Genomic DNA, 17,476 nt, shown 5'->3' with positions numbered 1-17,476 from the left:
AAATTTCAAAGCTGCAAATTTTACACACGCATATCCAGACGCTCCGGGAGGGTGTAATATGGAAAGAAAAATAGATGTCATATTATGCAAAATCACCTGTTCTTATACCAAAAAAGGCATCACTCAATTAGTTAATGAAATCAGAAACGGTAGTGGTTTGCACATTGGAATAAATTTTACAGCGCCTTATTCTGGCCGGGGCACATTAGTCGTGACCAAAGGTAATTTCATCCCGTTTACGTTGGCACACACGCCAATGATTGTGATACCCGATAAAGTTCCAGTCAGTGTTTTACTGGACATATTAACCGAGTTTGTTTATGGAAGGGTAAGCCAGCATGTTAAGACAATTCGCCTTGGAAGGCGCGAAATTGCTATTCTTAAAGAGATGATTTTCGAAAAAAGTGATGAGGAGATTTCTACTCTATTAAATATCAACAAAAAAACCGTTTCATCGCACAAGGACAACATCAAAAAGAAAATCTCCGCGAATACAAAGATTGACATTTTCTATGCGTTTAGCATTTTTTCCTTTACCGACTCCACATTAAAAGACAGCACGAGTGAAGATCCACTTTTTATGCCGCCGGGCGAGCAAATAAATAGAATGATCGCTTACGGCTAATAAAGCGAAAACACAACACTCAATAAAACTTAAATCATAAGTCAATATAAAATTGCATTTTTATCTTGCAGATAAAAATGCAATTCATATTAAAGATAATTAAGTCTTTTTGCCGAGTTTCCGCGACTGGCCCACTTTTCTTGAGCGTACGAGCCGAAAATGTCTGTAAAAGGAATACGCGATAACGATCAGCAACACACCTATCAAGGCTAAGTTCATCATCACCATTTTAGTTTCACTCACAGCGGGCGGGATTTCATTTAAGCGATAAATAACCGCAGCCGTCAATAGCTGGCAAAGAAAATAAGACTGGCCTCAACGCACAAATAATTAAATGCTAACGATGAGATTAAACTTAAGAAAAACAATGGCACGGCCACGCATTGCCAGCACGAGTACGCGACAGCGCTATTATCTTTAGATTTTTCATCGTTGTTACGCCGCGAATTCCCCATATAAAATGGCTATTTATTCTGTTGCTCTGGTTAATTGCTGGCGAAGAGCGTCAATAAACAACCGCAGCGCAGCGTGTTGATGTTCGCGAGACTGATACAGGCCATAAATCCCCAGTTGTTGCGGTTCAAGATCGGGTAATACCCGGACCAGTTGGCCATTACTCAGCGCCTCTTGCGCTTCCCGTTCCGGCACCAGCGCCAGCCCGCACCCGGCAATGGCCGCATCCCGCAGTACAGAAGATATCCCCGCGCTCAGATTGCCGTGCGCCAGCACTTCCCACGGGTTTTGCTCGCTATCGGTAAAGTGCCATGATTGCCCGGCAAAACCGCTATAGTGCAGGCAATTGTGATGCTCAAGCTCTTGCGCCGTGTGCGGTGTACCGTGCAGACGCAGGTACTCCGAAGAGGCGCAAAGTACCGAACGGCACTCGCCAAGACGCGTGGCTATCGCCCCTGCTTCCGGGTTATTGGTGATGCGAATCGCCAGATCAATGCGTTCGCCAATCAGGTTGACCGGGTGGTTGCCCACTTCGACTTCAATTCTTAACGCCGGATAACGCGCCAGAAAACCCGGCAGCACCGGCCCGATAATATGGCTGGCAGTGAAGTGGGCGCAGGCGACACGCAATGTGCCAGAGGGCGTTTCCCGTGTCGATTGTCCTTCAATATCGCCAAACAGCGGCGCGAGCTGCCGCGTCTTTTGTAACGTATTTTCCCCGGCTGGGGTAAGCGTCAGGCGGCGAGACGAACGGTGAATAAGCCGGGCGCCCGCCCATTTTTCCATTTCATCCAGGTAGCGGCTGACCATCGGGCGAGAAATGCCCAGCGCCCGCGCAGCGGCGCTCAGGCTTCCCAGCTCGCAGATGCGATTAAACACCACCACCGCCATCACTCTGTCCATATGCTCACCTGTTCGATTTATGAAACGTAAAGCGCATTGTTTCAGAAATCAGCCTGGCAAAATAGCCTTTCGCCCACGCCCTGCGCTTTGAGTTAAGCGCGCGCTTCCCACTTTTTGTATGAGTCCTGGTTCCGTTACGCTGCTGTGTTTGCGTCGCGTGGTCATGAAATCGCAGCCATACCGGAGGAGCCTGAAGTCCGGCGCTTTCCTGTCTCTATTTTCATGCCAACAGAGCCAATCCAGCACGCTTCACCGATGTATTCCGCTTTACAACACGCTCTTACCTTTGCTCCTGCAATCTATGCATAAAGTTTGCAGGCGGTGTGCCGTTAGTCATATCGGTGGGCCAATGCTTTGGCAATGCAAATACATTAATGTGTTTTGAGCGGAAAACCGTGGATGAGAAAAATGATACGAAAAATCTTGTTACTGATGTCTGTTTTATCTATTGGCTATTACGCTTACTCATATTCTGTGGTGATGGCAGACTTACCCTTCACGTACCAGGTTCAGAATATCTTCACCATAGTCATGTGCTTGATTTTTGCAGTGCTGTTATTTGCATCAAATAATAAAGAAATAGTATTTCTGCTAAACCGTTACTATTCTGCATTCAGGATAAGGAAAACAAATAATAGCTATAATTACACGCTTTTGTTCTGTTTTCTGTTTCTGGCTTACGCGCACTATTATCTTTCCAGCCTGCTCTCCAGATTAATACTGGATGTAATATTAAAAATCGGCTCATTGGACATCCTCTTGACGATCGATATTTACACCTCATTGTTATTTGCAGCTAACTGTCTATTGTTTGTGGTTTACGCAATCCCTGTTGTGCATGCATTTATAAAGCTGCACGCTGAAAAGGCTTCTGTAGTTTCTACCCAACAGGATGAATAAACAAACCTGCGGTGCAAAGATGACACCTTTGCACCCAATATGTGAGGTGATCAACAGAATGCCAGTGTTTTCACTATCCCCATGAATCCCCTCAATTTAGTTAGCATATTCACGGCGCTATAATTTATTCACTTACGTTTGTTCTTTCCGCGCAAAGAGCAGAGGGGATGCGATCAGATGGATACTTTACACGCCCCGGATAAAGGGTCTACGCCAAAAGCCCGATTTGTTTTTTTATTTCCAACGTTATCTTTAAGTGGTTATCGGATGATAATGCGGTAGCGGATAGTATTTAAATCACCAGCAAAATGCGTTGATATAAATATGACGTCACTATGCAGACCGTATGTCACCAGTGAGAAGCGGATTGTCTTTTTAATTTTCCCTGCACATCCGATAAAGCAAAATTAAATAACAGCACTGCACGATAAACGCCCACCGTAATCATGAGGAGATAAAGAGATGCCATCTATTTATTATCGCGGCGATAACCGCGTTATTTCCGAGATACAAAAAACAGGGTTCCAGCCACGCATTGAATCATGCCGGGGACGAACGCCGGCCCAGGCCATTGTCTATATTCAGCAGCTTATTGTCACAAACGGTTTTAAAAGCCTCGCGGATATTGGCGGCTACATCATAAGTAATTCCAAAGGTGATTCTGTCTCGACCTCATGTATCGAGGATGGGGCCTCCTACGGCACACATAAATATCGCATCACCGCCCCAAAAAATGCGCTGTTTTTTGAGTTTAATCTCGATGGCAGCGTAGGGGCACAGTTACCCGATCAAGGGCATATGTATGGACGCAAGCCGTACTATATTTTGACCAACGTGAACCCTGATTTAAGCCAATACGTTATCGTTGGCACCAGAACGGCCACGCAGGAAGCCACCTTTTTTACTGATATACCCAGCGACTGGATCTCGTTACTCAACTAACCGAGCCGACCGGGAATCGTTCTGACCCGCCTTGTCGCCAAAACAGTGCCCTTCTGCTCTGTGCGGGCACTGTTTGTGGCGCAACGCGTGAATTCCACGGCGCCAGGTTATTCCCTTTTCGTATGCACCTAATTACCGCGCTGAAGAGTGAATCAACACGTTTAACCGGCCCTCTTCTCTGCCACGGCTACGATCAAAACCCGGATGACTGTGCAAGCGCAGCTAATTTCCTGCCGGTGTCTAATTCACATCACGCACTATGTGCAACACACAAAGAATGTCTCTCTCGTTTGACGTCTAACCCACTGTTTTACTAAACGCTGGCTAAACAGCCTTTCGCTAAATCCCTGGCCGCAGGGTAAATTTTCCGCGCGGGCTGCCGATAGCAATAACAGAAGTGCCACTTTGACATTGACGTTGAGCAGAACACATTATGAAAAGACATCCCCTTTCCTGCCGCGCGCTACGCGCAGCCGGATACGATCCCAACTCCAGCGTACTTGAGCTTGAACACAGTAATGGCCGGGTTGAGCAATATCTTGGCGTGCCGCCTAAAACCTGGCAGGCATTTTTGATGAGCCACGAGCAGGAAAACTATTTCCGCGAGCATATCGCCAATAGCTACCTGAAAATTACCGTAGAGCAGGCAAATCGCAGCCGTTTTTGACCGCTGATGCGGTAATTTTTTGCCCGCGTTTGTGCTAACGTTGTCTGCCCGCAGACGATGCGGTTTGGTGTGTGCTCATGCTGGCGACAGCGTAACGAGGTGTTATGAGAATTGGTATTGCGTTTCCTATCCTGGTTTTTATTGTCGCCGTCGCTTTTCTGACGTGGTTTATCGTTGGCGGTTACGCCACACCGGGCAGCTAACGCTCGGTGTGTTGCGCCATCGGGCGGCAGATAAATATCATGGCCAGTGCGCTGAGCAGCGGGATCAGCGCCAGCCACAACCAAGCGACACTCGCCGCGCCAGAAGGGGTCAGCGCGTTATCCAGTTGCCCGCCTAACAGGAAATTACCCACCAGCACCGTCACGCCCCCCATTGAAGCCAACGCGCCATAATGTGCGCCGAGGTTCTGGTTATCCGCAAACCACGGCACCAGATCTTTCCCCACCGGAACAATCACCATTTGCCCGAGCGTTAACAGCGTTACCATGCAGGCAGCCGGCACGTAGCGTTGCCAGTTTTCCGGCGCGGGTGTCGCCGCAAACAGCGCGACGCTAATAAATGACGCGGCCAGTAACGCAAACCCCACCGGCAACATGCGCGCCGCCCCAACACGGCGGGCAAACCGCGCCAGCGGCATCTGTAACGTGATGATGAGCACCGAAGCCAGCATAAAAAGCGGGCCGAGGGTTTTCTCGCTGCTGCCCGAGCGGCTCAGTTCAACCGGCAACGCCAGGTAAAGCTGGTTATAGCTGAACAGATAGGCGCTGTAAGCCACCATAAAGGCGACAAAACGCGGTTTGCGAAAGGTTTTCCACCACGGCAGCACATGCAGCGCGTCCGTTTTCCCGTTGCCGCCTGGCAGGCAGAAAAAGAGCACCAGCAGCGCCACCACAAACACGCCCGCACCGGCAAGCGCCACGCGCTGGAAACCAAAACCGGCAAGCAGCGAACCCAGCAACGGCCCAAGCACCGTGCCCAGTTCACCGCAAATGGCGAACAACGCGAACCACTCCGCGCGGCTGCGCTTTCCCGCTTTTTCACTCTGCGTGCCCGCTTTCGCCAGCAGCGCTTCGATGGATGGAGAAAACAGCGCCCCGCCAACACCGGTTAAACAGGCGCCCAGCACCACCGGCACCAGCTCCCCGCCAAACGCCAACAGCAAATATCCGCTTATCCGCACCACACAACCGCACAGAATGATGATCCTTGCGCCGAAGCGATCGGATAACGCGCCGCCTAACAGAAACATTCCCTGCTGGCAGAAGGTACGCAGGCCGATGATCAAGCCAATCAACGAGCCGGAAAGCAGTAAATCGTCGCGTAGATAGATCGCCAGAAACGGCACCACAGCATAAAAACCGATATTAAAAATCAGCTGGCTCCCCGCGAGCAGGTACGGCGATGTCACTTTCGACGGGGCAGAAATTTGGGCAAGCATGAAGTGTCCAGGTCAGCAAAACGCGCAAGGGTCTTTAATACCGGGGAAATTTCCTGCTGGCAACTCTCTTTAATCCCGCACTTTATGCAGGGTTTTCATTGGTAATTCCCCATATTGACAAGGCTCATGCCGCTCGGTATAAGAGCCGCCATAAGAATGATTTTCATTTACAATGCCAATAATTGTCCAGGGTCATGATGATGCAAATGTTTAAAAAATCGTTGTTTGTACTGGGGATGTTGTTTGCGGGTTCAGCACTGGCGCAAGCCACCCATTATCCGTTGACCATTGAAAACTGCGGTGTGCAGGTTACGTTCGACAAAGCACCACAGCGCGTGGTGGCGCTGGGGCAAAACACGGCAGAGATCATGCTGCTGCTCGGCTTGCAGGACAAAATGGTCGCCAGCGCGTTTTGGCCGACCAAAGTGCTGCCGCAACTGGCTGCGCAGAATGCCAAAGTCAAAGTGCTGACGGTTGAGATCCCTACGCTTGAGTCGATCATTGCCCAGGAGCCGGATTTCGTGGTCGCTCAATTGCCGATCCTGCTGGGGCCAGACAGTAAAGTGGCGAAGCGCGAAGATTTGTCCGCCATTGGCGCAAACAGTTACCTCTCGCCAGGCGTCTGCGCAACCAAACAAGATAACGGTGATATTTACGGCAGCCGCCATACCTTATGGAACCCGTCATTGCTCTACAAAGAGATCAGCGATCTGGCAGAAATTTTTGATGTGCAAGAGCGAGGCGAGAAGCTGATTGCCGAGTTCAAACAGCGTGAAGATGCGCTGCGCAGCACGTTCGGCCACGGTAAGAAAAACCTGTCATTTGTCTTCTGGTTCTCCAGCGCGTCGCCCTCGGCAGATGCGTATGTCGGCGGCAAAAATAGCGCCTCTGGTTATATCGCCAACCTGCTTGGCGGGCACAGCGCCATCACCTCGGAAAGCGAGTGGCCGACGCTCAGTTGGGAAAGCATTATCGCCGCTAACCCGGACGTGATTGTTGTCTCGAGCCTCGATCGTAACCGCTGGGCGCTGGACAATGCGCAAGAGAAGATCAAATTCCTGAAAAGCGATCCGGCGGTCAGCCAGCTTGAGGCAGTGAAGAAAGGCCATATCGTGGTGATGGACGGTCAGGCGATGAATCCGACCATCCGCACTTTCTACGGCGCAGAGCAAGTTGGTGAACAACTGGAGAAGCTGGGGCTGGATAAATGACCACGCCCTCCTCGACTGCGCTAAAAAAAGTGCAGCGTGTTGCATTACTGCTGTTATCGCTATTGCTGCTCGGGCTGGTGATTGCCGTCAGCGTTGGTGTTGGCGAACTCGCCATTCCGCTACGAACCACCTTTTACGCTGTAAGCAATAAGCTGGGGCTGACCAGTGAGCCGCTAAACCGTATCCATGAAACGGTGATTTGGGACTTCCGCCTGAGTCGCGCGCTGGTCGCCGCCTGCTGTGGTGCCGGGCTGGCGATTTGCGGCGCGGTGCTGCAAAGCCTGTTGAAAAACGCGCTGGCAGAACCCTATGTGTTGGGCGTTTCCGCCGGGGCGTCTACCGGCGCGGTGTCGGTGGTGGTGTTAGGTCTCGGCGCGGGCGCGGTGTCGCTCTCCGCCGGGGCATTTGTCGGCGCGTTTGCCGCATTTTTGTTTGTCGCGGTGCTGACTAACGGCGCGCGCGGTGGCAACGAACGCACCATCCTCGCCGGGGTCGCGGCTTCCCAGCTTTTCAACGCCATTACCGCATATAGCATCAGCACGTCCGCCAGTGCGCAGCAAGCGCGGGATGTGATGTTCTGGCTGCTGGGCAGTTTCAGCGGCGTACGCTGGCCGGAATTTCAGTTGGTATTGGTCGTCGTCATTATTGGTCTGCTGGCGTGCCTGTACCACGCCAAAGCGTTGGATGCCTTTACCTTTGGTGACGACGCTGCCGCATCGCTGGGTATTCCGGTGGGCGCGGTACGTTTGATTCTCTTTTCCGTCACTGCCCTCATCACTGCCACCATCGTCAGCATGGCGGGTTCCATTGGCTTTGTGGGTCTTGTGGTGCCGCATGTGATGCGCTATTTCATTGGGCCGCTGCACCGCCAGTTACTGGTGGCGTGTGCGATGGCCGGCGCAATTTTGATGGTGCTGGCGGATATTGCCTCGCGCACGCTGATTGCGCCGCAAAGCCTGCCGGTTGGCGTGGTCACCGCACTGGTCGGCGTGCCGTTCTTCGCGGTTATTCTCTATCGTTCAAGGAGATTCGCATGAGTATCAGCGCCAAAAATCTCTGCTGGCGGGCAGGGAAAAAAACCATCGTCGATAACGTCTCGCTCGAAGTGGCAAAGGGCCAAACATTGGGCCTGCTGGGGCCGAATGGTTCGGGGAAATCCTCGCTGCTGCGTATTCTGGCCGGATTGCGCCGTCCGGATGATGGCAGCGTGATGCTGGATGGCCGCAATGTCGCGACGCTGAGAAAGAAAGCACTGGCAAAGCGTGTGGCGTTTGTGGAGCAACATGCAGCGACCGAGGCCAATATTCGCGTGCGTGATGTGGTGAAGCTGGGGCGCATTCCGCACCACTCGCCGTTTAGCTCGTGGTCGCACAGCGATGATGAAATAGTAGCGGCAGCGCTTGAACGCGTAGGTATGCTGGAACACAGCGAGCAGGGCTGGCAAAGCCTCTCCGGTGGCGAACGCCAGCGAGTCCATATTGCCCGCGCACTGGCGCAAGCGCCGAGCGAGATTTTGCTCGACGAACCCACCAACCATCTCGACATCCATCATCAAATGCAGTTAATGCGCCTGATAAGCGAACTGCCGGTGACCAGCATTGTCGCGATTCATGATCTAAACCACGCGGCCATGTTCTGCGATGCGCTGATCGTGATGCAAAAAGGGCAGATTGTGGCGCGTGGTACGCCGGATGATGTGCTCACGGAAGCGATGCTGGCTGAGGTGTTTCAGGTGCGGGCACGCATTGAGATATCACCCGATCACGGCAAAAAACATATCCACTTTTTATGAAAGCCTTCGCGCCAGAACGTGACACTGTTCTGGCGCGAAGAGAGCTTAAATATCGATAACGTTGCGGCTGTCCTGCAATGTGGCATGTAACGATTTCAGCGACACCACAGAAGATTGCTGCGTGATGGCAACAATCGCACCTAACGATTTATCTAACAGTTCCAGATTGTTACTTTCCAGCGCCTTCTCCAGCACAGCAAACGTCTGGGTAAGCGAGGTCTGGCGCAGCGCGAAATCCTGATTTAACGCCTGCAACAACACCTCTTTCTGCGCCTGAATACGCGCAATTTGTACTTCGGTCTCCTGGGTAATTTGATGGCGAACCGTTTCCTGTTCCGCACGGTATTTTTGTAAATCACGCCAGGCATCAAAAATCTCTTTCGCCGCCGATGCCGCTTGTAACGGCGACGCTTTTGCCGCCACTTTCGAGGCGTTAAACAGTGCTTTCATATTATGCCCACCAGAATAAATAAGCTGCGTAGCCCATCAGGGCCAGAATGCCCGTTCCCACCAGACCTGAGCTGTCAAAATTAAACAGACAACCTAACGCCCCGGAAAAGCCGGTGAAACTGAACAAAAAGGCGACAAGCGAGGTGTAAGTCCACGCAATGCTGTGCAGGTAATATCCCAGACCGCCAAAAAGAAGGCACAGCACCATCCACAGCAGAAACGAAGGTTCATCATCAGCAGTTGCTTTGCGCCGCTGGCTGTCAGCCAGCCAAAAATAGAGCGCGCTCTGCTCGCCAGGGGTAAGAGAAGAGACATCGTTGACCGTTGTCAGTGGTGCATTTGCCGCAATCAGGTTTGTCACCAGCGTATTCACACGCTCCTCGGTGAAGGCCTGAGCATGGGACACCACCGTCACGGATTCCGGCGTCGGGCTATTTTGATCATCCACCAGGCGTATCGCCAGCAACTGTTTCATCGCTTTCACCAGCAGCACGGTCTGAAGCTTCAGGAAAACGACACGTTCGTGTGCAACGTTAGCTGACAGCGCCTGATCCAGCATCTGGTAACTTGTCTTCAGGCGCTTCGCAATGCCTTCAATGGTCGAGGCATACAGCGAAATATGCTGGTTAATGGCCTGCGCCACTTCGATCACCGCATTGATTTTCGCCACTTCTTTGTTGACCGCACTGCGATATTCATACGCTTCGGTCAGCTTTTTTTCCGCATTCTGGCTGTATTTCATCATCGCGAAAATGGCGACCGGTGCCAGCACAATGCCGCCCAGCACCATAGTGCCACCGGCGATCCCTGCGCCGCCTGCAGAAAGCGCGCCGCCGCCAAACCAGGCCAGGGTGGCATTACTGGCGGCAGCGCCAGAAAGCGAGGCAATGGCGGTGCCGGTAGACGCTGCGCCGAACGTCGAAACCGCGCTCATTGAGCCAAGCGCGAGCGCCGCGCCGGTCGCCGTACCTTTCACGCCAGTACCAATAATTTCGGTCATTTTTACCGATTCAGTTTGCAACTGCGGCGCATCGTAGCGGGCAAAATTATCTAACACATCCTGCGAGACTTTGGTCTCCAGCCGGTTCACTTTTTGGCACTTCTCGAGTACGGACAAGGCATCCGGGATAACGTCATCCGCGTAGCGTTTCTTTTGATCGAGCAAGGTGTTGATGAGCGTTGACGATGTATTTCTGGCTTCTTCGAGCCCTTCTTCCGCCAGCCGCGCTTTAAAACGCGCATCCACCACAATCTCTTCAGCTTCTTTTTTTTGCTTGTGTGCTTTAAAAATATTCAGTCCCATCGGCAACCTCGAAAGAATCCTGTTCCGCCCAATGCATGAAACTACGTTCCAGAAAACGTTATCGGCACCGTGAGACGATCGTTAAGCGAAATTTTCTTTGCGCTCAAATGGATAATTTAGCCACCCAGATTTTTTGCCTGATTTAGGCTTTTTTACTCAGTCTGACGCCGTTATATTTTTCGTTTTCAGCAGGATGCCATTTTTTTATGCTGATTTAACGCCTGCTCTGGTAAATCACATCGCGCGGAAAACCCCGTCAGTTAAGGAAGAAAATAAGTAAATACAATGGGGTGAAAGCGGCGGTCAAACCGTTGCCGGGTGTACTATATCGGTGAAAACATTCACCGGAGTCAGTAATGAATATTATTGAAATCATCATGTCGGCGGGCAAGGTTTCCGTAGATGTTGCGTTGTATACCTTGCTGCCCATCATGGTGGTGATGCTCATCATGATGAAATACCTGGAAGAGAAAGGTGTTTTAGATGGCATCGTGCGCCTCACTTCCCCCATACTGAAACCTTTTGGCATCAGCGGAATGGGGATTTTCGCCCTTATCCAGCTCAACTTTGTTAGTTTCGCCGCCCCTCTCGCCGCCCTGGCGATTATGGAAAGAAGAGGCACCTCCGACCGCCATCTCGCCGCCACGCTGGCGATGTTGTTCGCGATGGGACAAGCCAACGTCTTTTATCCGCTGACACCGTTCGGCCTGCACTGGGGGATGGCGATTGTGATTTCGCTTATCGGCGGGCTTGCCGCATCCACGCTGACATACTATGTGTCAGGGCGAAAACTGTCTGCTGCCAGCCTGCGCGACGAAGAGGGCGAATTACACAAAGATAAACCACGCGCGGGTTTGATTGCGGTGATTAACGGTGCCGGGGCAGATGCCATCCGTTTGTCGCTGGGTTCGCTGCCGATGCTGCTGCTGTCGTTAACGGTGGTCGGGTTATTGAAAGCCGCAGGCGTAGTGGAAGCGTTGACTACACTGCTCACGCCACTGCTGTCGTTTTTTCATATTTCCACGGTGTATGTGCTGCTGGCGTTGACCAAATGTCTGGCGGGCGGAACGGCGTATTTCGGCGTGGCGTCTGAAATGGTGCAGCACGGGCAGTTAACGGCTGAGCAAATCAACGCCTCGGCAGGCTTTCTGGTGCAGACGCTGGACTTGCCCGGTATCGGTATTTTTCTCGGCATCGCCAGCCGCTTTGTGCGCCTGTTCCGTTTTGCGCTGCCGGGCGCAATTGTCGGGATACTGGTGCGTACCGTCTTGCATACGATGATGTTTTAAGCGTACGCCGGGTGGCGAAATGCGCACCCGGCTGCCTGGTTTATTTTTTCACCGTATCTTCAAGGAAGAAGCGTCCCAGTGGGTTCTGGTAGAAGCCTTCAATATTCTTCCGGGTCACATTGCGGTATGGGCTGTAGTAGAGATCAATCCAGTTCACATCGGCTTTCGCCATTTTTTGCAGCTCAATGTACATCTGTTCGCGTTTTTTCGCGTCCATTTCGACACGCGCCGCCGCGACCAGCGCTTTCACTTTGTCATTCTTATAACGCGTCATGTAGTTCATGTTCGCGTCATGACCGAGCACAAAGGTGGTCTTCTGATCCGGGTCAAGAATGTCGTTGGTCCAGTACATCACCGAAATATCGTACTCACCGGCCACCAGCATATCCCAGCTCTGGCTCGGGTCGACTTTCTGCAAGTTCACCTTCACGCCCGCTTTCGCCAGCTGCTGTTGCAGCAAAATGGCGATTTGCTCATCTACTTCATCCCCGGCGTTAACCACATAATTCAGCGTCAAATCGCCAGCGCCCGCCGCTTTCAGCATCTGTTTCGCTTTTTCTGGATCGTAGGGGCGACGCAGATTGTCGTTGTAGTGATAGAGCGCACCGGCCGGAATATACGAATTCGCCACCTGGCCGTAACCGAAGGTCACGGTTTTGACAATCGCGTCCTTATCGATGGCAAAATCCAGCGCCTGGCGCACTTCCACTTTGCCGAGCGCGCCGTGCGAATGGTTGATAAGCAAATGATCTTCGCGGGTTGATGGATCCAGTTCCACCTTCAGGTTGCTGTCTTTTTGCAATGAGGCAATGCGCGAGAACGGCACCGTCAGCGCGGCATCCAGTTCGCCGGCCTGCACTTTTAACATGCGCGTGTTGTCATCCGGGATGGTCAGCCAGTCGACTTCATCAAGGCTGACATTTTTCGCCTGCCAGTAGTTCGGGTTCTTCACCAGCACGATTTTTTCACCGCGCACCCACTCTTTCACGCTGAACGCGCCGGAACCGACCGGTTTTTCCGCGAAGGTTTCTTCGCCTTCGGCTTTCAACGCTTTCTCGGAAATAACCGACGCGTTCGGCAGCGCCAATTGCGACAGGAACGGTGCAGACGGTGATTTCAGCGTCACCACCAGCGTGCGCGCATCCGGCGCTTCGGCTTTATCAATAATGCTGTACGAATCACGCCAGAGCGATCCTTCATCACTACGAATGCGCAGCAGGCTGAAGGCGGCATCGCTGGCGCTTACCGGTGTGCCATCAGAAAATTTGGTATCACGAATTTTAAAGGTATAGACCTTGCCATCCGGGGAGATGGTCCAGCTTTCCGCCACGCCCGGTTCCAGTTTGGTACCGGTTTTATCGACGCGAACCAGCGGATCAAAAACGTTGGAAAAGACCCAGTTATCCGCATTCTGTGCCGATTTGATCGGATCAAAAGTGGTGCTGTCTTCCCGACGACCAATCGTCAGAACGCCAGCCGCCTGCGCCATTTCACTGACCACACTGAGCGCCAGAAAAACGCTGGCCGCCAACAACTTAACTTGCTTGTGCTTCATCAAAGGATCCCTCAGTCAAAGGAAAAACACTCTTCTCGCCTGCGTGTGTCAGCACGCAGGTCCAGGCGTGATCGGCAATCTGCCGGGTCGGGGGTAATGCGCCGGTGCGGCACTGCACCTGCGCGTAAGGGCAGCGCGGATGAAATGCGCAACCTTGTGGAATGGCAACCGGGCTCGGTGGCTCGCCCGCAAGCGTCTCCTGCGGTAACGGTTTGTCCGGATCGATTTCCGGGATAGCGGAGACCAGCGCGGCGGTATAAGGGTGGCGCGGATGGTTAAATACCGCTTCTGCGGGGCCTTCTTCGACGATCCGCCCAAGGTACATCACCGCCACCCGATCGCACAGGCGGCGCACAATCGCCAGATCGTGGGCGATAAACAGGATCGCCAGCCCCATTTTTTCGCGCAGATCCATCAACAAATTGACGATCTGCCCCTGAATAGAGACATCCAGCGCCGCCACGCACTCGTCGGCGACGATCAACCGGGGCTCGATCGCCAGCGCCCGCGCTATACCTGCCCGCTGGCACTGCCCGCCGCTCAGTTGGCCGGGCCTGGCGGCCGCGTGCTCCGGGCGTAAACCGACTAACGTCAGCAGTTCTTCAACCCGTGCGCTAACCCGGTTGCGCGGCACTTTCTGGTGTACGCGCAGCACTTCGCTGATGCTCTCACCCACCGTTTGTCTGGGGTTAAGCGAGGCGAACGGATCCTGAAAAATCATCGCCGTTTGTAGCCGCAGCCGCGCAACATCACTTTTCAAACCGTGGGTAATGCGGTGCCCGTCAAAACGCACTTCGCCATCGCTTATTTTTTCGAGCTGCAACAACGCCCGCCCCAGCGTGCTTTTGCCGCTGCCGGATTCACCCACTAATCCCAGCGTTTCACCCGCGTGGATTTTGAGCGTCACCTGGTTTACCGCATGGACAACACGTTTTTTGCTGAGCAACCCGCCGGAAACCGGAAACGTGACCGAGACGTTATCCGCTTCCAGCAAAGGCCAGTTTGCCGGTGTCGACATTATCCCTCCCGCTGAGTCAGTGGCTGTAACGCGTGGTGGCACGCCGCCGCGTGCGTCAGGCTGTCGCGCGCGAACAGTATCGAAGGCTGCTGCTGGCAAGCGGTGTTCGCCTGCGGGCAACGTGGATGAAAACGGCAGCCTGCCGGGAAGCTCCCCGCCAGCGGCGGCTGCCCGTTGATGGTGACCAGACGCCCCTGCCCGCCTTCGCTGGATGGCTGGCAATCAATCAGCCCGCGCGTGTACGGATGCAGCGGCTGCGCCAGCACTTCGCGTTTGCCGCCCACTTCGCACAAACGCCCGCCGTACATCACCGCGATGCGATCGCAAGTTTGCGCCACCACGCCGAGATCGTGGGTGATCATCACCACCGCCAGACCTAACTGCTCGCGCAGCGTGGTGAGCAAACGCAGGATCTGCATCTGCACGGTGACATCCAGCGCGGTGGTTGGCTCATCGGCAATCAGCAGCGACGGTTCCGGCGCCAGCGCCACAGCTATCATCGCGCGCTGGCGCATACCGCCTGAAAACTCGTGCGGATAGTTGTTAATGCGGTTTTGCGGATCGGGAATACCCACCTGGCGCAGTAGCTCTTTGGCATCCTCTTTTGCCTGCCGACGATTAACGCCGAAATGCAGGCGACGGCTTTCGGCAATCTGCTCGCCAATGGTCATCACCGGGTTTAAATGGCTGGCCGGGTTCTGGAAAATCATGCCAATCTCCCGCCCGCGCACCGCCGACATCTGCGCTTCGCTAAGCGTTAACAGATCGCGCCCGCCAAACCACACTTCACCACCGGTAATCGTCAACCCCTGGCCCGGTAACAGACGCATTAACGCCCGGCAGGTCACGGTTTTTCCGGAACCGCTCTCACCCACCAGCCCCAGCATCTCCCCGGCCTGTAGCCGGAAAGAGACCTTATCCACCAGCGCGCAATTGTCCCCACGGGAAATGGTCAGTTGCGAGACGTTTAGTAAAGTCATACGCGCGCTCCCAGTTTGTCGCCAAGGCCATCCGCCAACAGGCTGAATCCCATCGCCAACAGAACTATCGCCAGCCCCGGAAAAGTGGTTATCCACCAGGCGGTGGTGATAAAACTCTGCCCTTCTGCCACCATCACGCCCCACTCAGCCGTGGGTGGCTGCACACCGAGGCCGAGGTAGCTCACCGCCGCGCCGTTTAACAGCACCAGCACGCAATCCGACATGGAAAACACCAGCGCGCCGGTCATGGCGTTAGGCAGTAAGTGGCGAAACAGAATGCGGGCATGGCCATAGCCAAGGCTGCGCGCCGCCAGCACAAAATCACGCTGCTTGAGAGTTAACACCTGAGCACGCACCAGCCGGGCGTAAGAAACCCAGCCGACCATCGCCATCGCGATATAAAAGCTGCCAAGACCCGGCCCAAGAATGGCGATAATCGCTAGCATCAACACCAGAAACGGGAACGCCAGCACGATATCGATAGTGCGCATAATCAGCGCATCAACCGCACCGCCCAGGTAACCCGACAGCGCGCCGAGCGTGGTGCCGAGCAGAAAGGGGAAGATAACGCCCAGCAGGCAGATTTGCAGATCCACCCGCGCGCCCCACAGCACACGTGAGAAGATGTCGCGCCCGAAGTTATCCGTGCCAAACAGATGTGTGCTTCCCGGCGGCAGTAAGCTGACTGTCGAATCCTGCATGATGGGGTCAAACGGTGCCAGCCACGGGGCAAACAGCGCGACGCACAGCCACATCCCCACAATCAATAACCCCGCGTTAAGGGCATGCTGCTGCGGAATGGCCCGGCGGCGCAATACGGTCAGTACGCTGATTGCGCTCATAGTTTTACCCTCGGATCCAGCGCCACCGTTATCACGTCGGCCAGTAAGTTGACGACGACCGTGGCAAGGGCAAACACCATTACCACGCCCTGCACTACCATGTAGTCCCGGCTGAAAATCGCTTTTACCAGCAACTGCCCCAGCCCCGGAATAGCAAACACGCTCTCAATCACCACCGTGCTGCCAATCAGCCAGCCGATGTTCACCGCCAGCAGGTTCAGCGTCGGCACCAGGGAGTTGGGTAATACGTGACGCCAGAAGATGCGGTTTTCCGGCTGCCCGCGCGCTCTGGCGGCCATCACGTAATCGCTGCTCATCTCCATCAGCAGGCTGGCGCGCAGGTTGCGGATCAACACCGCCGACAGCGCCAACGCAACCGTCAGACACGGCAGCACCATGTGGTGCAACTGCTCGGTAAAATCACTGCCATAACCGGAAACCGGGAACCAACCCAGCACCACGCTAAAAACAATGATCATCATGATGCCCAGCCAGAAGGCGGGGAAACCGAGCCCGGCAGTGGTGAACAGGCGAATAAGTTGGTCGGCGATGCGCCCGCGTTGACGCGCTGCCAGCGCTGCCAACGGCACAGTAAAGATAACGGCCAGCAGCACGCTTCCCAGCACCAGCCACAAGGTAGGTTCGAGACGGGAGTTAATCAGCTTTAGGGTATCGATGCGGTAGACGATCGATTTTCCTAACTCGCCCTGCACCAGATTGCGCAGAAAGTAGCCATACTGTACCCACAAAGGTTCATCCAGCCCGAACTGCGCGCGGATCCGCGCCAATGCCGCTGGCGTGCTGCGCACACCAAGCAGGATGCGCGCCGGATCGCCGGGGATCGCGCGCACCATCGCAAAGGTGATGATGCTTATTCCCAACAGTACCGGCAGTAGCTGCAGTGGTCGGAATAACAAAAAACGGTAACGGTGCATCAGCATTCTCCTGTGGTGCACGCAGTGTCATGAGGTTAAAAAACCGCCCCGCGATGGTGCACCACTCCCCTGGTTATCTGCGCCCGGCCTTGTTCGTCGGGCGTTTTCTTTACGCTAGCGGCATCAATGGAGGCTGGGTAGTTAGCAAAAATACTAGTTTTACCCCTCCC

Annotated in this window: 17 protein-coding genes; 8 read left to right on the top strand and 9 right to left on the bottom strand. The window is 53.9% G+C overall.

The genetic code is table 11. From position 1 onward, the window contains the following. Nucleotides 1-58 precede the first annotated feature (58 nt). Nucleotides 59-625 (top strand): LuxR C-terminal-related transcriptional regulator, encoded by a 567-nt coding sequence (locus tag E0L21_RS00710; protein ID WP_131406158.1) that lies wholly within the window; start codon nucleotides 59-61, stop codon nucleotides 623-625. A gap of 468 nt (nucleotides 626-1,093) precedes the next feature. Here the strand turns inward: E0L21_RS00710 and E0L21_RS00705 are convergent, their stop codons facing one another. Then, complete coding sequence (locus E0L21_RS00705) at nucleotides 1,094-1,981, bottom strand: LysR family transcriptional regulator (RefSeq protein ID WP_131406157.1); 888 nt, start codon at nucleotides 1,979-1,981, stop codon at nucleotides 1,094-1,096. A 1,362-nt stretch (nucleotides 1,982-3,343) separates the two neighbouring features. On the opposite strand from E0L21_RS00705, the gene E0L21_RS00695 reads away from it, so the two are divergent. The 3 genes from E0L21_RS00695 to E0L21_RS24905 all read left to right on the top strand — a co-directional run bounded on the left by E0L21_RS00695 (nucleotide 3,344) and on the right by E0L21_RS24905 (nucleotide 4,693). After that, the gene (locus E0L21_RS00695) at nucleotides 3,344-3,823 is read left to right on the top strand and encodes a hypothetical protein (protein WP_131406155.1); all 480 of its coding nucleotides are present in this window, start codon (nucleotides 3,344-3,346) and stop codon (nucleotides 3,821-3,823) included. Nucleotides 3,824-4,256: 433 nt separating this feature from the next. After that, nucleotides 4,257-4,490, top strand: a complete 234-nt coding sequence (locus tag E0L21_RS00690) for a KTSC domain-containing protein (RefSeq protein WP_131406154.1) — start codon at nucleotides 4,257-4,259, stop codon at nucleotides 4,488-4,490. 104 nt (nucleotides 4,491-4,594) lie between these two features. Continuing rightward, nucleotides 4,595-4,693, top strand: a complete 99-nt coding sequence (locus E0L21_RS24905) for a YoaK family small membrane protein (RefSeq protein ID WP_165501861.1) — start codon at nucleotides 4,595-4,597, stop codon at nucleotides 4,691-4,693. On the opposite strand, the gene E0L21_RS00685 is transcribed toward E0L21_RS24905, so the two are convergent. Then, a complete protein-coding gene (locus E0L21_RS00685; protein ID WP_131406153.1) occupies nucleotides 4,690-5,931 on the bottom strand; it encodes an MFS transporter in 1,242 nt (413 codons plus the stop codon). The two genes, E0L21_RS24905 and E0L21_RS00685, sit on opposite strands and share 4 nt — an antisense overlap. Nucleotides 5,932-6,137: 206 nt before the next feature. On the opposite strand from E0L21_RS00685, the gene eitA reads away from it, so the two are divergent. The 3 genes from eitA to eitC are packed head-to-tail and all read left to right on the top strand — an operon-like array spanning nucleotide 6,138 to nucleotide 8,934. Then, on the top strand, nucleotides 6,138-7,142 hold the full coding sequence (gene eitA / locus E0L21_RS00680) for a siderophore ABC transporter substrate-binding protein EitA (RefSeq protein ID WP_131406152.1): 1,005 nt from the start codon (nucleotides 6,138-6,140) through the stop codon (nucleotides 7,140-7,142). Continuing rightward, nucleotides 7,139-8,179, top strand: a complete 1,041-nt coding sequence (locus E0L21_RS00675) for a FecCD family ABC transporter permease (protein ID WP_131406151.1) — start codon at nucleotides 7,139-7,141, stop codon at nucleotides 8,177-8,179. The genes eitA and E0L21_RS00675 overlap by 4 nt, the downstream gene beginning before the upstream one ends. After that, nucleotides 8,176-8,934 carry a siderophore ABC transporter ATP-binding protein EitC gene (gene eitC / locus E0L21_RS00670; protein WP_131406150.1) on the top strand — a complete coding sequence of 253 codons (759 nt, stop codon included), beginning with the start codon at nucleotides 8,176-8,178 and terminating at the stop codon, nucleotides 8,932-8,934. Before E0L21_RS00675 ends, eitC begins: the two co-directional genes overlap by 4 nt. 45 nt (nucleotides 8,935-8,979) lie before the next feature. Here the strand turns inward: eitC and E0L21_RS00665 are convergent, their stop codons facing one another. Both E0L21_RS00665 and E0L21_RS00660 read right to left on the bottom strand, forming a co-directional pair. After that, entirely contained in the window at nucleotides 8,980-9,384 is a 405-nt protein-coding gene (locus tag E0L21_RS00665; RefSeq protein WP_131406149.1) for a hypothetical protein, read from the bottom strand. Nucleotide 9,385: 1 nt separating this feature from the next. Then, nucleotides 9,386-10,687 (bottom strand): hypothetical protein, encoded by a 1,302-nt coding sequence (locus E0L21_RS00660; protein WP_131406148.1) that lies wholly within the window; start codon nucleotides 10,685-10,687, stop codon nucleotides 9,386-9,388. Between the two features lie 356 nt (nucleotides 10,688-11,043). Between E0L21_RS00660 and E0L21_RS00655 the strand changes: the two genes are divergently transcribed. Next, complete coding sequence (locus E0L21_RS00655; protein WP_131406147.1) at nucleotides 11,044-11,976, top strand: nucleoside recognition domain-containing protein; 933 nt, start codon at nucleotides 11,044-11,046, stop codon at nucleotides 11,974-11,976. A gap of 40 nt (nucleotides 11,977-12,016) precedes the next feature. Here the strand turns inward: E0L21_RS00655 and E0L21_RS00650 are convergent, their stop codons facing one another. From E0L21_RS00650 to E0L21_RS00630, 5 genes are read right to left on the bottom strand one after another with little or no spacing between them, the layout of a single operon-like run. Further along, the gene (locus E0L21_RS00650; protein ID WP_131406146.1) at nucleotides 12,017-13,531 is read right to left on the bottom strand and encodes an ABC transporter substrate-binding protein; all 1,515 of its coding nucleotides are present in this window, start codon (nucleotides 13,529-13,531) and stop codon (nucleotides 12,017-12,019) included. Beyond that, nucleotides 13,512-14,549 (bottom strand): ABC transporter ATP-binding protein, encoded by a 1,038-nt coding sequence (locus E0L21_RS00645; protein ID WP_131406145.1) that lies wholly within the window; start codon nucleotides 14,547-14,549, stop codon nucleotides 13,512-13,514. The genes E0L21_RS00650 and E0L21_RS00645 overlap by 20 nt, the downstream gene beginning before the upstream one ends. Then, a complete protein-coding gene (locus tag E0L21_RS00640) occupies nucleotides 14,549-15,529 on the bottom strand; it encodes an ABC transporter ATP-binding protein (RefSeq protein ID WP_131406144.1) in 981 nt (326 codons plus the stop codon). The genes E0L21_RS00645 and E0L21_RS00640 overlap by 1 nt, the downstream gene beginning before the upstream one ends. Further along, nucleotides 15,526-16,371 (bottom strand): ABC transporter permease, encoded by an 846-nt coding sequence (locus tag E0L21_RS00635; RefSeq protein WP_131406143.1) that lies wholly within the window; start codon nucleotides 16,369-16,371, stop codon nucleotides 15,526-15,528. Before E0L21_RS00635 ends, E0L21_RS00640 begins: the two co-directional genes overlap by 4 nt. Further along, on the bottom strand, nucleotides 16,368-17,306 hold the full coding sequence (locus tag E0L21_RS00630; RefSeq protein WP_131406142.1) for an ABC transporter permease: 939 nt from the start codon (nucleotides 17,304-17,306) through the stop codon (nucleotides 16,368-16,370). The genes E0L21_RS00635 and E0L21_RS00630 overlap by 4 nt, the downstream gene beginning before the upstream one ends. Nucleotides 17,307-17,476 lie beyond the last annotated feature (170 nt).

The sequence above is a fragment of the Kosakonia quasisacchari genome, from assembly GCF_004331415.1.
GTDB lineage: Bacteria > Pseudomonadota > Gammaproteobacteria > Enterobacterales > Enterobacteriaceae > Kosakonia > Kosakonia quasisacchari.
Note: the sequence above shows the minus strand (reverse complement) of the source record. Positions and strands in the feature narration are given on the sequence as shown.